Here is an 18268-nt window from a genome sequence, read left to right as displayed (position 1 = left end):
ACCCCATTGGCACGCTCTCCCTTGAACACGGCGGGTTTGAGCGCGGTATTGGTGGTCCCGCCGTGGTGTGGGTTAGATCAGTCGCACTGTACCTTGATGGCCAGGCCGCCGCGCGAGGTTTCGCGGTATTTGGCGTTCATGTCCTTGCCGGTTTCGTACATGGTTTCAATCACCTTGTCCAGCGACACGCGCGGCGCGCTGGTGCGCCGCAGCGCCATGCGCGAGGCGTTGATGGCCTTGACCGAGGCGATGGCGTTGCGTTCGATACAGGGTACCTGCACCTGGCCGGCCACCGGATCGCAGGTCAGCCCCAGATTATGTTCCATGCCTATTTCCGCCGCCACGCATACCTGTTCGGGACTGCCGCCCATTAATTCCGTCAGTCCGGCGGCCGCCATGGAGCAGGCGACGCCCACTTCCCCCTGGCAACCCACCTCGGCGCCTGAAATGGAGGCGTTCAGCTTATAAAGAATGCCGATGGCGCCGCAGGCCAGGAAATAGCGCAGGTGAAGCTCGGGCGTAACCGGCTCGATAAAATGATCGTAATAGGCCAGCACGGCGGGCACGATGCCGCAGGCGCCGTTGGTCGGCGCGGTGACCACCCGCCCGCCGGCGGCGTTTTCCTCATTGACCGCCAGCGCGAACATATTCACCCAGTCTATCGCCACCATGGGATCGCTGGAGTGCTTATCGGTTGACACCAGCATGCGCCTGAGCGCCGACGCGCGCCTGGGCACCCGCAGCGGACCGGGCAATACGCCTTCGGTGTTCAGACCGCGATCGATGCAGGCGCGCATGGTCTGCCAGATGTCGGCGAAGTAACGGTCGATATCGGCGCGGCCGTGCAGCGCCAGCTCGTTAAGCATCACCAGCCCCGATAGCGACAGGCCGGTCTGTTTGCATTGGTCGAGCAGCTGCTGGGCGCTGGCGAACGGATGCGGCACGCTAATCTTTTCGATAACCGGCTGGCCGAAGTGCGCTTCATCAACGATAAACCCGCCGCCGACCGAGTAGTAGGTCTGGCTGTAAATCACCTGTTCGCCGGCAAAAGCGTGGATGCGCATGGCATTTTCATGCAGGGACAGGTAGGAGCCATGGAAGACCATGCCGCCTTCGCGGGGGAAATCCACTTCGTGCGGCCCGCCGGCCAGCACCAGGCGCTGGCGCTGCTCAACGTCGCGGATAAAGGCCGGCGCGGCGTCGATATCCACCGTATCGGGGCGATTGCCCGCCAGGCCCAGGATGATGGCGATATCGGTATGGTGTCCCTTGCCCGTCAGCGATAACGAGCCGTAAACATCCACGGCGATGCGGGTGACATCATTGAGCAGCCCTTTCCCGACGAGATCGTCCACGAACTGTTTACCGGCTTTCATTGGGCCCACGGTATGGGAACTGGACGGGCCGATGCCGATTTTAAACATGTCGAAAACGCTTATCACGTTGACTCTCCTTAAAACTGAAAAAAATACGCATACCCGCGGGTAATGCAGTTAATTGTAATGACTCATGCCGGTTTCGGCTTGCGCTTTCGCATGATTAAAACTAATCCAAAATAACCTTCTCCCGGCGCACGGCGTCCGACTCTATGCGCTTTATCCCGGCAAAACCGGGCTGCGTCATCCCGCCATTGGGTAATCCGAAAGCCCCCTGCGGCCCAGGCGGCCGCGGCCATGCGGTCCGCGCGCAGCTGGGGCTATTTATATCTGCCCTATATAGGTGATGTGATTATATAAAAAACCATAATATAGTATTAATTGGAGATTATATTTCGCTATAATCTTAAAACCAGTCGATTGTAACCTTTCATGACGTTTTTGACAGCATTTTATCGTAAGGCAGTGATGGCGATCGCGCGGCGGCATAAGCGGGCGGCAGCGGTACCGCCGCACAGGCGGTGAAAAACAGGAAAGGGGTGGGGGTTAGAGATGGATATGCTGGCCCAGCCGGTACAAAATCTGCGCGGTCATGCCCCAGACCATATGGCTCTGATACCAGGAAAAATACACCCGCAGGTTTTTGGCGCGGCGCTGGATTTGCAGGGGAGTATAGCTGGCGAGAGAAAGCGCCTGCTGCAGCGGCATTTCAAAGATGTCGTCCACCTCAGCGAGGCTTGCCCGGTATCGGGTGCCGGCCGCCAGCAGCCCGACGACGGGCGTCACCTGGAAACCGCTGCTGCTGTCTACCGGCGGCAGTTGCCCCAGTATCCTGACGGACGAGGACGGTATGGCCACCTCTTCCCGGGCCTCGCGCAGCGCGGTGGCGATTAAGGTCGCGTCTTCCTCATCGGCCGCCCCGCCGGGAAACGCCACCTGGCCGGCATGCTTGCGCAATGTCGTCGCCCGGCGCGTCAACAGTACCGTCGGCCGGTGGTGGCAAATGATAGGTATCAATACCGCCGCCCGGCGCAGGTTGCGCGCCGGCTCGTTGGGCTGCGGCAGTTGCAGTTGGAAGCGGGTGATGAAATCCTCAAGCGTCAGGGTATTTTCAGCGCTGTTCATGGCCGGTTAAGCTCCAGCAGCGCCGGCAGGATTTTGGCGACTTTGGCCAGGGTCTCCTGATATTCCGCTTCCTCCTGGCTATCGGCGACAATGCCGCCGCCGGCCCAGCAGAAAATGCTGCCCCGTTCGGTAAGCAGGGTGCGAATGGCGATGTTGGTGTCCAGGGTCGCGCAGCGGCTCAGATAGCCGATACTGCCGCACCAGGCGTTGCGACGCTGCGGCTCAAGCTGATCTATCAACGTCATGGCCCTGATTTTCGGCGCGCCGGTAATGGAGCCGCCGGGGAAACAGGCGCGCACCAGATCGCACGGCGTACGATGGGGCGGCAGCAGCGCGGTGATGGTACTGACCATATGGTGGACCGCCGGAAAGGTCTCGATGCCAAACAGCTCCGGCACCCGGACGCTGCCGGGAACGGCCACCCTTCCGATATCGTTACGCAGTAAATCCACGATCATCAGGTTTTCCGCCCGGTCTTTGGGCGATGCCGCCAGCTTTTGCCCTTGCAGCCGATCCTCCTCCGCATCCGCCAGGCGCGGCAGCGTGCCTTTGATGGGGCGCGTTTGAATCTGTCCCTGGCGAACCCGCAGGAATCGCTCCGGCGACAGGCTCATGATCGCCTGGCCCGGCAGGCGTAAAAACGCTGAAAACGGCGCGGCGTTACGCTCAAGCAGATGGCGGAACGCCTGCCATTCATCGCCGACGTATGCGGCGCAAAACCGCTGGGCCAGGCAGATCTGGTAGCAATCGCCGGCCTGGATATGATGCTGGATGCGGCGAAACTTTTCGCCGTATCCGGCGCGGGTCATGTTGGCACGCCAGCCGCTGGTTAAACGAAAGGGCAAGCCGGGCGCGGGGGGCGGCGGCGACAGCAGGTCCTTTGGCGCCGTCGGATCGCGGTAGCTTACCAGCGTCAGGCGGCCAAGAAGATGGTCGGCTATCACCGCCCAGTCATACAGCCCGACGGCCATGTCCGGCAGGGCCAGATCCTGTTGGGCATGGCAGGGCAGCGTTTCAATCCGCCGGCAGAGATCGTAGCCGAACAGGCCCAGCGCGCCGCCCAGGAACGGAAGATCGTCCCGCGCCTCCTGGCGCAGCCCCAGGCGGTCCACCTCCTGCTGCACCAGGGTAAAGGGGTCGTCATTGCTGTTATGCGACCGACCCTCGCGACAAATCACCGTGGTGGCGCCACGGGTGGTCAGCGTCGCCACCGGGTCGGCCACCATGATATCAAAACGGCTGTCGGGATGGCTGGCATGGCCTGAGTGCAGCAGCATAGACCAGGGCCTGGCGGCGAAGGGGGCGAACAGGTCGGCAACGGCGTCGCGGTGATAGGGTAACGCAGTTAAATGTGGCAGCATATCGACACTATGATCCAGGTAATCCAGTCCAGGGTGCCGGCAATACGCGCCGGCGGGGTGCGAACAGCATAATATCGGCTCCAGCGACGAACATAAAGCGCATTGATTGGCGTCGATGGCGGCGGCGTGAGACAATAGCCCATCGTCCACCCCTCAGGAGATTACGCATGCTGACCGATATGCCAGCGTTAAATCACGAACAGCAGCAGCAGGCCGTTGAGCGCATCCAGGCCCTGATGGCCGACGGCATGAGCAGTGGCGAAGCCATCAGGCTGGTATCCAATGAAATCCGCGCCACCCATACGGGTGAACGGGTATCAATTCGCTGGGATGACGATGAAGACGACGATCGCACCTATGCCGAGCGCGCCGCCGATGAACGCGGCGCCCGGGACCTGGCCGACGGCGTGGACCAGGATGACGATGACGAGGACGGCGCGCTGTAAACGCCGGCCCTGCGAGGACGTACCGCCGGATGACGGCGCCGCCCGGCCTGAAAAACGCGCCGCCGCGCGACCCGGGGCATAAAGAACCGCCTTAAATCGCCGCGATGACTTTAATCTCAACCTTGTAGCGCGGGTTCATCAGCCGCGCCTCGACGGTACAGCGCACCGGCGCGCTGCCGGGAACCACCCAGGCGTTCCAGGCGGCGTTCATGGCGGCGAAATCGCCGCCATCGGCCAGGAATACCGTCACATCCAGCAGCCGCGTTTTATTGGATCCCACCCGTTTCAGCAACTGGTCGATTATCGCCAGCGCCTCGGCGGTTTGGGCGTTGGCGTCGCCATCCAGGTTTTCCGGTACGCTGGTGTAATATACCGTCTGGTTGTGGACAACCGCCTCGGACATGCGCGCGCCGGGATCGATTCGTTCAATGGTCATACTGTTCGCCTTAAAGCCATCATGTAAACCACCAGCATAACATAGTGTTGTTTTAAGCAAAGAAGGTGGTGCGCAACCCGCGGCCTTGGCATAATCCGACAGCAACCGAATGACAGAGAGACAGCGTGACAGATGATTTTGCGCCGCAGGGCGCGTTGGCCAAGGCCATCACCGGATTTAAACCGCGCGAGTCCCAGCGTCTGATGGCCGAGGCGATCGCGCAGGCCATCGACGCTAAACAGCCGCTGGTGGTGGAGGCCGGCACCGGCACCGGCAAAACCTATGCCTATCTGGTGCCGGCGCTGCGCTCGAAACGTAAGGTGATTATCTCCACCGGCTCCAAGGCGCTGCAGGATCAGCTGTATGCCCGCGACCTGCCCAAGGTGGCGGCGGCGCTGGAGTACCGGGGACGGATGGCCCTGTTGAAGGGCCGCTCCAATTACCTGTGCCTTGAGCGTATGGAACAACAGCTCGCCGGCGGCGTCAATATGGCGCCGGAAACCCTGGGGGAGCTGGCGGGCGTGCGCAACTGGTCATCGCAAACGGTGGACGGCGACGTGGCCAACTGCGCCGGCATTGCCGAAGACAGCCCGGTTTGGCCGCTGGTCACCAGCACCAACGACAATTGCCTGGGCAGCGACTGCCCGCTTTACAAAGACTGCTTTGTGGTCAAGGCGCGCCGTAACGCCATGGAAGCCGACGTGATCGTGGTAAACCATCACCTGTTCCTGGCGGATATGGTGGTCAAGGAGGGCGGTTTCGGCGAGCTTATCCCGACCGGCGATGTGATGATTTTTGACGAAGCGCACCAGATGCCGGATATCGCCAGCCAGTATTTCGGCCAGCAGCTCACCGGCCGCCAGCTTATGGATCTCGCGCGCGACATGACGCTGGCCTATCGCACCGACGTGCGTGATATGGCCCAATTGCAGAAAAGCGCCGATCAGCTCACCTTCCGCACCCAGGATTTCCGTCTGGCGCTCGGGGAGCCGGGGTTTCGCGGCAACCTGCGCGATGTGCTGACGCAACCGTCGCTGCAGCGCGCGTTGCTGCTGCTGGATGACGCGCTTGAGTTATGCCACGACGTGGCGAAGCTGGCGTTGGGGCGCTCGGCGCTGCTCGATGCCGCTTTTGAGCGCGCCAGTCTGTACCGCGCACGGCTCAAACGCCTGAAAAATACCCAGGAACCGGGTTTCAGCTATTGGTATGAATGCAACGCCCGGCACTTTGTGCTGGCGCTGACGCCGCTGTCGGTCTCCACCCGTTTTCGCGAGGTGATGAGCGAAAAAGAGGGCACCTGGATTTTTACCTCCGCCACCCTGTCGGTCAACGATCGCCTGGAGCATTTTACCCGGCGCATCGGCCTGGAGGACGCGAGGACATTATTGCTGCCCAGTCCGTTTGATTACGCCACCCAGGCGCTGCTGTGCGTGCCGCGCTTCCTGCCGGAGCCGAACCAGCGCGGGGCGGCGGTGCAGTTGGCGCGGATGCTGGCGCCGGTGATTATCGCCAACCAAGGACGCTGCTTTTTCCTGTGCACCTCACACCAGATGATGCGCGATCTGGCGGCGGAGTTTCGCGCCACGCTGACCCTGCCGGTGCTGTTACAGGGCGAGACCGGCAAACGCCAGCTGTTGCAGCAGTTCGTCACCGCCGGCAACGCGCTGCTGGTGGCGACCAACAGCTTTTGGGAAGGCGTGGATGTGCGCGGCGACACGCTGTCATGCGTGATCATCGACAAGCTTCCCTTCACCGCCCCGGACGACCCGTTGCTCAAGGCGCGCATCGAGGACTGCCAGCTGCGCGGCGGCGATCCCTTTGCCGAGGTGCAGATTCCCGAGGCGGTGATCGCCCTCAAGCAGGGAGTGGGTCGGCTTATCCGCGATAGCGACGACCGCGGCGTGCTGATAATCTGCGATCAAAGGCTGGTGACCCGGCCTTATGGCCAGATTTTCCTCAACAGCCTGCCGCCGGCGCCGCGCACCCGCTCGCTGCAGCGCGCCATCGACTTCCTGCGGCATCGCCTGGATACCCCCACGCTTGACGCGGGCGCGATGGGCGGGAAGGATAACGCGTAGCGCGCCGTGGCCCCATGCGCACGAGGCGTATGGGGCTATGGCGAAGACAGCGTGTATCCCTTTGCCCGCACGGTTATGCTATGATACCCGCCCGGTTTTGCACCACATTAAACACCCGCCTGAGGTTTGGCATGTCCACGCGTATTTTAGCCCTTGATACCGCAACCGAAGCCTGTTCCGCGGCGCTTTGGATAAACGGTGAAATCAGCGAACGTTTTGAAATCCGTCCGCGCGAGCACACCCAGCGCATCCTGCCGATGGTCGACAGCCTGCTGGCCGAGGCCGGCATCGATTTAACGCAACTTGACGCCCTGGCCTATGGGCGCGGCCCCGGCAGCTTTACCGGCGTGCGCATCGGCATCGGCATCGCCCAGGGGTTGGCGCTCGGGGCCGGGCTGCCGATGATCGGTATTTCCACCCTGGCGGCGCTGGCGCAGGGCGCCTGGCGCCGGTGCGGGGCCGGCCGCGTGCTGTGCGCCATCGATGCCCGCATGGGCGAGGTGTATTGGGCGCGATACCAGCGCGACGACAACGGCGTCTGGCTGGGGGAGGCGGGGGAAAAAGTGGTCAAACCCGACCAACTGGCGGCGGAAGCCGCCGATCTGGTCGGACGGTGGGCCACGGCCGGCACCGGTTGGCAAACCTATCCCGGGCTTATCTCGCAACCCTCGGTTCAACTGATTGACGGCCAGACCGCGCTGCCGGCGGCGGTGGATATGTTGCCGCTGGCGGTGCTACGCTTAAGGGAGGGCGGGGCGCTGGCGGTAGAGTTGCAGACGCCGACCTACCTGCGTAATGAAGTCACGTGGAAAAAGCTGCCGGGTCGCGATTAATGAGCAACTTAAGCCGCCGCCACGGGTCAAAGAAGTAACCAATGGGTTACCGTTTAGGGTGAGAGGAATCGAGCGCAAGATGTATAAACACACTACAGCCCACAGCGCGCCGCGCCGTCGTTTTTACTGGCCGGCCCTGGCCATGGTCATGCTGCTGTCCGGCTGCGCCACGGTGCCGGACGCCGTGCGCGGCACCTCGCCCACCCCGCAGCAGGATCTGGTGCGCGTGCTTAACGCGCCGTCCCTGTATGTCGGCCAGGAAGCCCGCTTCGGCGGCAAAGTGGTCAAAGTCACCAATCTCAACGGACGCACCCGCCTGGAAATAGCCTCGGTGCCGCTGGACGACTCGGCGCGGCCAAGCCTGCACCAGGTCTCCACCGGCCGGGTGGTGGCCTATGTCAACGGCTTCCTGGAGCCGGTGGACTTCAATCATCAATGGGTTACCGTGGTCGGACCGATCACCGGCACGGAAAAAGGCGCCATCGACAAGGCGGACTATACCTTCGTGGTGGTGCGCGCCGACGGCTATAAACGCTGGCAATTGACGCGACAGGTGGTGGCGCCGATGGGACCGCCAATGTCGCCCTGGGGCTGGGGCGGCCGCTACGGCCGCGGATGGGGACCGGACTGGGGCATTGGCTACGGTTATGGTTACGGCGGTGCCCAGGTCGAGACCGTGCTGACCGAATAGTGACGAAACGCTCAATCCTGATATCGTTTCACACCCTGCTGCCTGGTTCCATTACCATTACAGGTAACAATTAAGGCAAACGTGGGGCGGTCATGAGCACAGCGGATAACACAGGGCGGGGCATGGAGCGGATATGGACCGGGCGCTATCCGCCCGATGTCCCGGCCGATATTGATCCCGATCATTATCGTTCAATCGCCGTGTTGTTCGCCAACGCGGCCTACCGCTTTGCCGACCTGCCGGCATTCATCAACCTGGGCGAAACCCTGACCTACCGCCAGCTTGACGCGCTGAGCCTGGCGTTTGCCGCCTATCTGCAGCGCAAGCTGGCGCTGCGGCCGGGGGATCGCGTGGCGCTGATGATGCCCAACCTGCTGCAATATCCGGTGGCGCTGTTCGGCGTGCTGCGCGCCGGCATGGTGGTGGTGAACGTCAACCCGCTTTATACCCCCGCCGAACTGCGCCACCAGCTTAACGATAGCGCCGCGGCGGCCATTGTCATCGTGGATAACTTCGCCCATACGCTGGAACAGGTCCTGGCCGAGGTGCCCGTCCGCCATGTGATACTCACGCGCCTGGGCGATCATTTCCCCCTTTTCAAACGCACGCTGGTCAACGCGGCGGTCAAGCATATCAAGCGCAAGGTGCCGCCATACCGCCTGCCGCGGGCGGTTGCCTATCGCCGCGCCCTGGCCGAGGGGCAGCGGCTGGAATTCAGCCCGCCGATAATCAACGGCGACGCGCTGGCTTTCCTGCAATATACCGGCGGCACCACCGGCGCGTCGAAAGGCGCCATGCTGACCCACCGCAATATCCTCGCCAATCTGGAACAGGCGAAAGCCGCCTACGGTCCGATTTTGACCCTGGGCCGCGAAATGATGGTTACCGCCCTGCCGCTGTACCATATCTTCGCCCTGCAGATAAATTGCCTGCTGTTTGTTGAAATGGGCGGCTGCAACCTGCTGATTACCGACCCGCGCGATATCGCCTCCCTGGTTGAGGCGATGCGGCGCCACCATTTTACGGCGATTTCCGGAGTGAATACGCTGTTTAACGCCCTGTTGCACAACGCGGCGTTCAGGGGCCTGGATTTTGCCTCGCTGCATTTGTCGGTGGGCGGGGGCATGGCGTTGCAGCGGCCGGTGGCGGACGACTGGCATGCCTTGACCGGCAAGCACCTGCTGGAGGGCTACGGCTTGACCGAGTGCTCGCCGCTGGTCTCCGGCAATCCCTACAATCTAACCCATTTCAGCGGCAGCATCGGCCTGCCGGTGCCGTCCACTGATATCCGCCTGGTGGATGGGGACGGAGCCGACGTGCCGCCCGGGATGCCCGGCGAGCTGTTAATCAAGGGGCCACAGGTCATGGCCGGCTATTGGCGCCAGCCGCAGGCCACCGCCGAGGCGCTTAAAGACGGCTGGCTTTCTACCGGCGATATCGTTACAGTGGATCAACAAGGCTTCGTGCGCATCGTGGATCGCAAGAAGGATATGATCCTGGTGTCCGGCTTCAACGTCTACCCCAATGAAATCGAAGATGCGGTGGTTCGGCATCCGAAAGTGCTTGAGGCGGCGGCGATAGGCGTACCCAGCGATGAAACCGGCGAAGCGGTCAAAATCTTCGTGGTGAAAAAAGAGCCTTCCCTGACCCGCGAGGAACTCCTGGCCCACTGCCGTTTGTACCTGACCGGCTATAAGGTGCCCAGGCTGGTGGAGTTCCGCGCAGAATTACCCAAATCCAATGTAGGCAAAATTCTGCGCAAGCAATTACGCGTCGAGAACCGATAAACTCTCTTTGCCGCCATGACTTACAGTAAGAGAACTCTGTGTCCAATTACCAATTGATTACCCATGACGACGATTTACAACGGATATGCGCGCTTGCCCGCCGGCACGACCGGGTGGCGCTGGATACCGAATTTGTGCGCACCCGCACGTATTACCCGCAGCTGGGTTTGATTCAATTATTTGATGGCGAAACGTTATCGCTAATCGATCCGCTGGCGATTACGCAATGGCAGCCGTTTCGGGAACTGCTGGCCGACCGGGCGGTGGTAAAAATACTGCACGCCTGCAGCGAAGATCTTGAGGTGTTTTTGCACTCCTTTGATCAAATGCCGGTGCCTATGCTTGATACCCAGGTGCTGGCCGCGTTCAACGGACGGCCGTTGTCTTCCGGTTTCGCCGCGCTGGTGGCCGATTACCAGCAGGTGGCGCTGGATAAAAGCGAATCCCGCACCGACTGGCTGGCCCGGCCGCTGAGCGCCAGGCAGTGCGATTATGCCGCGGCGGACGTGTTCTGGCTGCTGCCGATGGCCGACCAATTGATCCAGGAAACGGAACAGGCGGGTTGGACCGACGCCGCCCGGCAGGAATGCGACGCCTTGTGCCAGCGCCGCCAGGAAATCGTCGACCCGGAGCTGGCCTATCGCGATATCGGCAATGCCTGGCAACTGCGTACCCGCCAGTTGGCCTGCCTGCAAAAATTGGCCTCCTGGCGCCTGCGCAAGGCGCGCGAGCGGGATATGGCGGTGAATTTTGTCGTGCGTGAAGAGAATTTATGGCAGGTGGCGCGCTACATGCCTGGTTCGCTGGGCGAACTGGATAAGCTGGGATTAAGCGGGCCGGAAATCCGTTATCACGGCAAAATGCTGCTCGCCCTGGTCGAGGAGGCGGCGGCCATGACGGACGATCGACTGCCGGAGCCGGTGGTCAATCTTATCGATAAGCCCGGCTATCGCACGCTGTTCAAAACCATCAAGGAACATATCGCCGTTGCCAGCGGGCAATCAGGATTAAGCGTGGAACTGCTGGCATCGCGCAGGCAAATCAATCAGCTGTTAACCTGGCATTGGCGTCTCGCCCCCGGGCAACGCGCGCCGGAATTGCTCAGCGGCTGGCGGGAAGGGTTGTTTGGCGCGCGGCTGCGCGCAATACTCGACGGCGAGGCGGCAACCACCGACCTGCCCGCGGCATGATAAATCCCTGAGCGTCATGTCCCCCCGCATTGGCAGGGGGATTATCGACGTGGGATCATTTCGGTGTTTCTTCCGCTTCCGGCAGCGTCACGTTCAGCTCCAGGATGGAAATATCGCCTTCCCGTTGCTCAAGCTGCACGGAGACCATTTCAGGATCGATCTGCACATAGCGGCAAATGACCTCGAGTATGTCGCGTTTCAGCTGTGGCAGATAATGGGGCTCGCTATCGCCCCGCCGGCGTTCCGCAACGATAATCTGCAGCCGTTCCTTGGCTATATTGGCTGTCGTTTTTTTACGGGAGAGAAAAAAATCGAGTAAGGCCATGGTTTATCCCCCAAACAGGCGTTTTAAGAAACCCTTCTTTTCTTCTTCAATGAAGCGGAAGGGACGTTCTTCTCCTAACAGGCGGTCAACCGTATCCGAATACGCCTGGCCGGCATCAGACTCCGCATCGAGTATCACCGGCTCGCCCTGGTTGGACGCCCGCAATACGGACTGATCCTCGGGGATGACGCCCAGCAGGGGAATTCTCAGTATTTCGATCACATCTTCCATGCTCAGCATATCGCCGCGGTTTACGCGCCCGGGGTTATAGCGGGTCAGCAGCAAATGCTCCTTAATCGGGTCCTGGCCATTTTCAGCGCGCCGGGACTTCGACGACAATATACCGAGGATACGGTCCGAGTCACGCACCGACGACACTTCCGGGTTGGTGGTGATAATGGCCTCATCGGCAAAGTACAGCGCCATTAACGCCCCGGTTTCGATGCCGGCCGGCGAATCACAGACCACAAAATCAAAATTCATCTCGCCAAGGTCGTTAAGGATTTTCTCCACGCCCTCGCGCGTCAGGGCATCCTTGTCACGGGTTTGCGACGCCGGCAGGATGTACAGATTGTCGGTGCGCTTATCTTTTATCAGCGCCTGGTTCAAGGTGGCGTCGCCCTGGATGACATTGACAAAATCATACACCACGCGCCGCTCGCAGCCCATGATAAGGTCCAGGTTGCGTAAACCGATATCAAAATCGATCACCACGGTTTTTTTTCCTTTCCGGGCCAAGCCGGTGGCAATGGCCGCGCTTGATGTGGTTTTGCCAACGCCCCCTTTGCCCGAAGTAACAACTATAATGCGTGCCATAAATGGATTCCTTGTCAAGGGCTTAATTTAAAGGTTGAATGGTTAGCTGATTATCTTGCAGGCTGAGTCGGGCGGCTTTACCCGCGTATTCAGCCGGGATCTGATCGCTTAACCAATACTGACCGGCGATGGAAACGAGTTCAGGGGAAAGATGGGTGCAGAATATCTGGCACTGCGCATCTCCCGACGCACCCGCTAACGCCCTGCCTCGCATCATGCCATAAATATGTATATTGCCGTCGGCGATAAGTTCGGCCCCGGCGCTGACGCTGCTGGTGACGATCAGATCGCAATCGCGCGCGTAGATCTGCTGGCCGGAACGCACCGGGCTATCAATGCGCCGGGTTTTCAATGCCGTAGCCGTGACGGCAGGCGCCGCCTGCGCGGCGCGTTTTGGCGCCTTGCCCTCGTTTAGCAGCGGCAGGCCGCTGCGCACGATGGCTTGTTTCAGCCGATCGTCCTTGCATCCGCTGACGCCGACCACGTGCAGGCCGGTGGACAGGATGGTCTGGCGCAGCTGTTCCCAGTCGGTGTCCCGCGTCAGGGTGGAGACGTTGATAACCACCGGCGCATCCTTCAAAAAAGTCGGTGCCTGTTCTATTTTTTCCTGTAATGCCTGACGAATATCCTCAGGTTGGGCGTCATGAACATGAATTACCGATAAGGTAAAACTACTGCCTTTTAACTCAATGGGCGTCTGTGACATCTATCCTGACTCAGTCTTGACTCATGTATTTTCCCGGCAAGCTACCGGTAAGCGATATTCCGAAGCACTGCATGCATGTTATAGTTACTGCTATATACAGGCAAGACACTAAACCATGTAAACCAGGTAAAAAATATGTTTTGTGTGATCTACCGAAGTACCAAACAAGATCAAACTTATCTTTATATAGAAAAAAAAGATGATTTTTCCAGGGTGCCGCCCGATTTAATGGCCCGCTTCGGTAAGCCGGTGCTGTCAATGCTGTTCCCATTAAATGGTAGCAAAAAACTGGTCGCGGCGGATATAAATAAAGTCAAACAGAGCCTGACCGATCAGGGTTTTTATCTGCAATTACCACCTCCCGTCGAAAATTTATTGGTTCAACATCATAATACCCGCGCCAAATAACTGATCATTGATCCACTGGAAGCGGTTAGAGAACCATGATTACGTTTTACAGTAGCTATAATATGTCTGCTGCGGGTAAGGCTCCGGGCAAAAAAGCGCGTGAATGAACAGGGAATCAGCCTTATGAAATTATCCACCACTCATATCCTGCTAAGCGGACTGCTGCTGGCAGGATGCGGCCACCCGCCCCGTTCCGCCAATGCCGAAGCGGTGGCGGTGGCGCCTCGGCAGCCGGCGGGCCCCGCAGCCGACGCCCAGGACGGCAAAACCCTGCTTTCGCAGCAAAGCCGCGATCCGGCCGAGTTTCCGGCCTATCTTGCGCAGTTGAAAGCCGAGGCGCTGGCGCAGGGCATTAACGCCGACGTCGTAAACCAGGCTTTTGCGCAAACGCATTTCGTCGACCGGGTCATCAGTTCCGATCGCAATCAGCTTGAAAATAAGGTCACCCTGGATGATTACCTGCGGCGGGTGCTGCCGGACTGGAAGATAGAGCAGGCGCGGACGCAATACCTGGACTACCGGGCGCAGCTGGAGGCCATCAGCGGCCGTTACGGCGTGCCGGCGCGTTTTATCGTGGCGCTGTGGGGCATGGAAAGCGGCTTTGGCAAAATCCAGGGACATGAGGACGTCGTCTCCGCCCTGTCAACCCTGGCGTTTGAGGGGCGGCGTGAAAAGTTCTTCAAAAGCGAATTATTCGCCGCGCTGCGGATACTTGAGCAAAACGAGATAGGCGTTGGGGAGCTGCAAGGGTCGTGGGCCGGCGCCATGGGCCAGAGCCAGTTTATGCCCAGTTCCTATCTGCGCTATGGCGCCGACGGCGACGGCGACGGCAAAATAGATATCTGGAATAACGTCATGGACGTGTTCGCCTCAACCGCCAACTATCTGGCCACGGAAGGATGGAAACCCGGGCAGGGATGGGGTCGGGAAGTCCGCCTGCCGGCGGGGTTCCAGGCCCGGTCCGCCGGGTTGAAAGACGCGCAGGCGCAAACGGTGGGCGCCTGGAGCGGGCAGGGCGTGCTCCAGGCCGACGGCGGCGCCCTGCCGGCCTCGTCGCAGCGCGCCTGGGTGATTATTCCGGACGACAATCAAAGCCGGGCGTTCCTGGTTTATGATAATTTCCGCACCCTGATGCGCTGGAACCGTTCCTATTATTTTGCCATCAGTATTGGTACGCTGGCTGACGCCCTGGATCAATAACGACCACCATGAAGCTTGGCGGCGACTCAGGTATGATAATGGCGCAAGTTAATAGATAATTGACTCATCATTTAATGGCAGGAGACATGTGACATGTATCAACATCGCGATTGGCAAGGCGCGTTACTGGATTTTCCGGCGAGTAAAGTGGTCTGCGTCGGCAGCAACTATTCCGATCATATCAAGGAAATGGGCAGCGCCACGCCCACCGAGCCGGTGCTGTTTATCAAACCCGAGACCGCCCTGTGCGATATCCGCCAGCCGATTGCCATTCCCGCCGATTTAGGGGAAGTGCATCATGAAGTGGAGCTTGCGGTGTTGATCGGCATGCCGCTCAAGCATGCCGACGAGGCCCATGTGGCCCGCGCCATCGCCGGCTATGGCGTGGCGCTCGACCTGACGCTCAGGGAACTACAGGCAAAATTTAAAAAAGCCGGACAACCCTGGGAAAAAGCCAAAGGTTTTGACGGTTCCTGCCCGATTTCCGGCTTTATCCCGGTGGCGGAGTTTGGCGACGCGCAGCAGGCCACGCTGACGCTCAAGGTGAACAACGACATTCGGCAACAGGGCAATACGCGCGACATGATTACCGCCATCCTGCCGCTGATTGCCTATATGAGCCGTTTTTTTACCCTGCGCCCCGGCGATATCATCCTGACCGGCACGCCGCAGGGCGTGGCCAGGCTGCAGTCGGGCGATTTGCTTTCCGTGTCCCTCAACGATCTGACGCTGGACACCCGCATTATCTGATCCCGACGCCATCGCCGCCTTGCGTCATCGCGAGACGGCACATAAAATAGCGTCCTGCCGCCGAATGGTTTATAACATCGGCCGCTTTAATCCCGCGCGGGTCATTATACCCACGCGCCCGTCGCCTAACCGGATACCATGATGACAAGCCGCCCCTTTTGGCAAGAAAAAACCCTGGCCGAGATGACCGACGACGAATGGGAATCGTTGTGCGACGGTTGTGGCCGCTGCTGCCTGCATAAGCTGATTGACGACGACACCGAGGAGGTCTATTTCACCAACGTGGCCTGCAACCAGCTGAATATCAAAACCTGCCAGTGCCGCCATTACGACACGCGTTTTGAGTATGAACCGGATTGCATCAAGCTTACGCGCGAAAACCTGCTGACCTTCGACTGGCTGCCGCCCACCTGCGCCTATCGGTTACAGGAGGAAGGCAAACCCCTGCCGCAGTGGCATCCGCTTATCACCGGCTCCAAGGCCGCGATGCACGGCGAACGCATTTCGGTGCGCTATATCGCGGTGCGTGAAAGCGAAGTCACCGACTGGCAGGATCACATCCTGAACAAGCCGTCCTGGGCGCGTTAAGCGGCCAGGCGGCGCTGGACTAGCCCAGCGCCCTTTCCGCGCGCATCAGGGAAGGATACTGGAACAGTACCCGTCCGACGCCGCGGTTCAGCGTCCACCAGATGCCTATCGCTCCCGCGGTGCATAACGAGGTTGCCGCCAGGGGATAGGCCGCCTGCCAAAACAGCGAAAACAGCCGGTGGTCAAACGCATGGAAGCGCGCCAGCGCGCCCAGCATCGGCACGGCCAGCAGCTCGGTCAGCAGTTTGTGCAGCACATAAATTTGCAGCGTATTTTTGCCTATCCAGTTGAGCACCGCCAACAAGCCGTTATGCCAGCGCCAGTAGCGATTAACCCACTGGCAAAGCAGTATGGCTATGCACACCGCCAACGCGCTGGTAAACAGGCTCTTGTCCATGGCGAATACCCAATGGGCCAGCGCCGCAGCGGCCAGCGAGGCCAGCAGCAGCAGACGGGAGCGTTTATCCGCCAGCAGGGCGACGATACGCGCGCCGAGGAAACAGCCGCCGATAAAAAAAATCCCGTTTTGCGCAACGCTTGCCGGCCCCCACCACGGCACCAGTCCCAGAACGCAGGCGTAATTAAGCAGCGCGCCCAGGATGAGCAACACCCGCCAATGGCGCAGCCCCAGTTTGCAGACCAGAAAATACAGGGCCAGCGCGTACAGGTACCAGGGACTGGACATTGCCGCCGCCACATACAGCAGGAATTGTCCGGTGGAAACCGCATAGGCGGCGTTATGCGCCATCAGCCGCCAATCGTCAAACGCCAGCTCGCGATTGATAAACGTCACGCATAGCCACTGCACCGCGCACCATAACAGATAAAGATAAAACAGGTTGACCGCTTTTTTAGTCATCACCTCATGCCAGGTGCGGTTGATAACGCCGTCCGCGGCCAGCAGGCCGGAGATGAAAAAAAACGCCGGCATGCGCAGCGGCACCAGGTAATGGTTAATCGCCACCCAGGCCCTGGTGATAAACAAATGCCCGTCAATCAGCGCGAGCGAGGGGATATAGCTGGTGGTGATGACATGGTTCAGCACCACCAGCAAGATGCAGATCCCCTTGAGGGAATTAATCCACTGGATTTTTTTGGCTGTAACGGGCATGCGTGACTCCCGGGCGGCGATGAGGTGACCAACTAAAAAGGAGGGTAGCGGGTGCCGCCGCCGGGTACGAGTGAAATTGCGGGAAATATGTACGATTTCACTTTCGCGCATGCCAGGGTGAGGTATCTGTCGCCGGGGCAGCCTAAAACCAGCCGCCGGCGAAACTCCCGCCGGGGCGGCATAGGTCATATCGCAGCCGCCCCGGCGCGGTTTTATTTCATTTAGCGGTTAAACAGGTCGCGTTTTTTGGGGCGAAACGGTTGGGCCACCAGAACCAGCACGCCGACCAGCAGGTAGGCGCCGAAAATCACGATCATCCATTGCGGCATTTCCAGCGACATGAAATGCCACTGTCTAACCGCGCAATCCCCGGTGGCGCTGAATATCGCCGGCAGCCATTTATCCAGCGGCAGCCAGGAGGGGAAACTGACAAAAAAATCACAGGTAACAAACGGCGAGGGATTCAGCTGGATATCCGTATGCTTCATCGCCAGCATCAGGCCTTCCCATGCACTATATAGCCAGATAATCAACGCACCGTAACGCAGGGGGGTGGACGGCGCGACGGCGCCGACGATGCCCGCACCCAAAATGCCGAATAGCGCGCAGCGCTGATAAATGCACAACACACAGGGTTTTAATAACATCACATGCTGAAAATAAAGCGCCACCAGCTCCAGGGCCAAGGCGGTAAGCGCCAATAATACCCAGGCACCACGCCCTCGTGAGCAGCGGTTAAAGAATTGCAACATACATTATTATCCAGGCCGGTTGGTTGCTTTTAAACACGCAGTTTAAATCAATTAAAGACAGAAGCCAGCGTCTTTTTTTCACAATAGGCAACTTGATATCAGACTTGTTTCTCTTTTATTCAATCTAATGGGGTTCGGTATTTTCAGGGCCGCTATTTTGTGAGGCCGCTTGGGCTGAATTCGTCGCGTCGAGGGCAAAAGGGAGGGGGCCGCTGAACGCCGGCAGCGGTTAATCCCGCCGGTAATGAGACGGACATGACATTTTATTGCCCTTCATGTCAGAGTTTTG

The 18268-nt window shown here is 59.7% G+C and carries 18 protein-coding genes and 1 pseudogene; 10 read left to right on the top strand and 9 right to left on the bottom strand.

Annotated elements, in window-relative coordinates; all coding sequences use genetic code 11:
• Positions 1-77 precede the first annotated feature (77 nt).
• The 3 genes from VGC33_RS11450 to pabB form a co-directional block, all read right to left on the bottom strand.
• Complete coding sequence (locus VGC33_RS11450) at positions 78-1442, bottom strand: L-serine ammonia-lyase (protein ID WP_331120881.1); 1365 nt, start codon at positions 1440-1442, stop codon at positions 78-80.
• Between the two features lie 480 nt (positions 1443-1922).
• Complete coding sequence (locus tag VGC33_RS11445) at positions 1923-2501, bottom strand: CoA pyrophosphatase (RefSeq protein WP_331120880.1); 579 nt, start codon at positions 2499-2501, stop codon at positions 1923-1925.
• Positions 2498-3862, bottom strand: coding sequence for an aminodeoxychorismate synthase component 1 (gene pabB, locus VGC33_RS11440; RefSeq protein ID WP_331120894.1), 1365 nt, complete (start codon positions 3860-3862; stop codon positions 2498-2500). The genes VGC33_RS11445 and pabB overlap by 4 nt, the downstream gene beginning before the upstream one ends.
• A gap of 167 nt (positions 3863-4029) precedes the next feature.
• Here pabB and VGC33_RS11435 point away from each other — a divergent pair.
• A pseudogene (locus tag VGC33_RS11435) lies at positions 4030-4212 on the top strand (YoaH family protein); the annotation flags it as partial.
• Between the two features lie 187 nt (positions 4213-4399).
• Here VGC33_RS11435 and VGC33_RS11430 read toward each other — a convergent pair.
• Positions 4400-4744, bottom strand: coding sequence for a RidA family protein (locus VGC33_RS11430; RefSeq protein WP_331120879.1), 345 nt, complete (start codon positions 4742-4744; stop codon positions 4400-4402).
• 125 nt (positions 4745-4869) lie between these two features.
• Between VGC33_RS11430 and yoaA the strand changes: the two genes are divergently transcribed.
• The 5 genes from yoaA (at position 4870) to rnd (ending at position 11323) form a co-directional block, all read left to right on the top strand.
• Positions 4870-6822 (top strand): DNA repair helicase YoaA, encoded by a 1953-nt coding sequence (gene yoaA / locus VGC33_RS11425; protein ID WP_331120878.1) that lies wholly within the window; start codon positions 4870-4872, stop codon positions 6820-6822.
• 131 nt (positions 6823-6953) lie between these two features.
• Positions 6954-7655, top strand: coding sequence for a tRNA (adenosine(37)-N6)-threonylcarbamoyltransferase complex dimerization subunit type 1 TsaB (gene tsaB, locus VGC33_RS11420; protein WP_331120877.1), 702 nt, complete (start codon positions 6954-6956; stop codon positions 7653-7655).
• A gap of 79 nt (positions 7656-7734) precedes the next feature.
• Positions 7735-8346 (top strand): Slp family lipoprotein, encoded by a 612-nt coding sequence (locus VGC33_RS11415; protein ID WP_331120876.1) that lies wholly within the window; start codon positions 7735-7737, stop codon positions 8344-8346.
• Positions 8347-8468: 122 nt separating this feature from the next.
• Positions 8469-10133, top strand: coding sequence for a long-chain-fatty-acid--CoA ligase FadD (fadD, locus tag VGC33_RS11410; RefSeq protein WP_331120893.1), 1665 nt, complete (start codon positions 8469-8471; stop codon positions 10131-10133).
• Between the two features lie 38 nt (positions 10134-10171).
• Entirely contained in the window at positions 10172-11323 is a 1152-nt protein-coding gene (rnd, locus tag VGC33_RS11405) for a ribonuclease D (RefSeq protein WP_331120875.1), read from the top strand.
• A 55-nt stretch (positions 11324-11378) separates the two neighbouring features.
• Here rnd and minE read toward each other — a convergent pair whose 3' ends face one another.
• Genes minE through minC form a run of 3 tightly spaced genes read right to left on the bottom strand, consistent with a single transcriptional unit; the run spans position 11379 to position 13170 of the window.
• Entirely contained in the window at positions 11379-11648 is a 270-nt protein-coding gene (minE, locus tag VGC33_RS11400; protein WP_162365215.1) for a cell division topological specificity factor MinE, read from the bottom strand.
• 3 nt (positions 11649-11651) lie between these two features.
• On the bottom strand, positions 11652-12464 hold the full coding sequence (minD, locus tag VGC33_RS11395) for a septum site-determining protein MinD (protein ID WP_331120874.1): 813 nt from the start codon (positions 12462-12464) through the stop codon (positions 11652-11654).
• 22 nt (positions 12465-12486) lie between these two features.
• Entirely contained in the window at positions 12487-13170 is a 684-nt protein-coding gene (gene minC / locus VGC33_RS11390; RefSeq protein WP_331120873.1) for a septum site-determining protein MinC, read from the bottom strand.
• A gap of 135 nt (positions 13171-13305) precedes the next feature.
• On the opposite strand from minC, the gene VGC33_RS11385 reads away from it, so the two are divergent.
• The 4 genes from VGC33_RS11385 (at position 13306) to ycgN (ending at position 16116) form a co-directional block, all read left to right on the top strand.
• Complete coding sequence (locus VGC33_RS11385; protein ID WP_331120872.1) at positions 13306-13578, top strand: YcgL domain-containing protein; 273 nt, start codon at positions 13306-13308, stop codon at positions 13576-13578.
• A gap of 123 nt (positions 13579-13701) precedes the next feature.
• On the top strand, positions 13702-14778 hold the full coding sequence (locus VGC33_RS11380) for a lytic murein transglycosylase (RefSeq protein WP_331120871.1): 1077 nt from the start codon (positions 13702-13704) through the stop codon (positions 14776-14778).
• A 93-nt stretch (positions 14779-14871) separates the two neighbouring features.
• Positions 14872-15528: a fumarylacetoacetate hydrolase family protein gene (locus VGC33_RS11375; protein WP_331120870.1), complete on the top strand. Its 657-nt coding sequence runs from the start codon at positions 14872-14874 to the stop codon at positions 15526-15528.
• 141 nt (positions 15529-15669) lie between these two features.
• Entirely contained in the window at positions 15670-16116 is a 447-nt protein-coding gene (gene ycgN, locus VGC33_RS11370; protein WP_331120892.1) for a cysteine cluster protein YcgN, read from the top strand.
• 19 nt (positions 16117-16135) lie between these two features.
• Here the strand turns inward: ycgN and VGC33_RS11365 are convergent, their stop codons facing one another.
• Together VGC33_RS11365 and dsbB are read right to left on the bottom strand one after the other, a co-directional pair.
• On the bottom strand, positions 16136-17227 hold the full coding sequence (locus VGC33_RS11365) for an acyltransferase family protein (protein WP_331120869.1): 1092 nt from the start codon (positions 17225-17227) through the stop codon (positions 16136-16138).
• A 221-nt stretch (positions 17228-17448) separates the two neighbouring features.
• Positions 17449-17979, bottom strand: a complete 531-nt coding sequence (gene dsbB / locus VGC33_RS11360; protein WP_331120868.1) for a disulfide bond formation protein DsbB — start codon at positions 17977-17979, stop codon at positions 17449-17451.
• Positions 17980-18268: the final 289 nt, after the last annotated feature.

The organism is Acerihabitans sp., from assembly GCF_036398755.1.
Lineage (GTDB): Bacteria > Pseudomonadota > Gammaproteobacteria > Enterobacterales > Enterobacteriaceae > Acerihabitans.
Note: the sequence above shows the minus strand (reverse complement) of the source record. Positions and strands in the feature narration are given on the sequence as shown.

Bases quoted from the DNA above. Each gene is read 5' to 3' on its own strand.
- VGC33_RS11445 (WP_331120880.1), bottom strand. From the start codon at position 2,501: ATGAACAGCGCTGAAAATACCCTGACGCTTGAGGATTTCATCACCCGC.
- pabB (WP_331120894.1), bottom strand. From the start codon at position 3,862: ATGCTGCCACATTTAACTGCGTTACCCTATCACCGCGACGCCGTTGCC.
- VGC33_RS11430 (WP_331120879.1), bottom strand. From the start codon at position 4,744: ATGACCATTGAACGAATCGATCCCGGCGCGCGCATGTCCGAGGCGGTT.
- tsaB (WP_331120877.1), top strand. From the start codon at position 6,954: ATGTCCACGCGTATTTTAGCCCTTGATACCGCAACCGAAGCCTGTTCC.
- VGC33_RS11415 (WP_331120876.1), top strand. From the start codon at position 7,735: ATGTATAAACACACTACAGCCCACAGCGCGCCGCGCCGTCGTTTTTAC.
- fadD (WP_331120893.1), top strand. From the start codon at position 8,469: ATGGAGCGGATATGGACCGGGCGCTATCCGCCCGATGTCCCGGCCGAT.
- minE (WP_162365215.1), bottom strand. From the start codon at position 11,648: ATGGCCTTACTCGATTTTTTTCTCTCCCGTAAAAAAACGACAGCCAAT.
- minD (WP_331120874.1), bottom strand. From the start codon at position 12,464: ATGGCACGCATTATAGTTGTTACTTCGGGCAAAGGGGGCGTTGGCAAA.
- minC (WP_331120873.1), bottom strand. From the start codon at position 13,170: ATGTCACAGACGCCCATTGAGTTAAAAGGCAGTAGTTTTACCTTATCG.
- VGC33_RS11385 (WP_331120872.1), top strand. From the start codon at position 13,306: ATGTTTTGTGTGATCTACCGAAGTACCAAACAAGATCAAACTTATCTT.
- VGC33_RS11380 (WP_331120871.1), top strand. From the start codon at position 13,702: ATGAAATTATCCACCACTCATATCCTGCTAAGCGGACTGCTGCTGGCA.
- VGC33_RS11375 (WP_331120870.1), top strand. From the start codon at position 14,872: ATGTATCAACATCGCGATTGGCAAGGCGCGTTACTGGATTTTCCGGCG.
- ycgN (WP_331120892.1), top strand. From the start codon at position 15,670: ATGACAAGCCGCCCCTTTTGGCAAGAAAAAACCCTGGCCGAGATGACC.
- VGC33_RS11365 (WP_331120869.1), bottom strand. From the start codon at position 17,227: ATGCCCGTTACAGCCAAAAAAATCCAGTGGATTAATTCCCTCAAGGGG.
- dsbB (WP_331120868.1), bottom strand. From the start codon at position 17,979: ATGTTGCAATTCTTTAACCGCTGCTCACGAGGGCGTGGTGCCTGGGTA.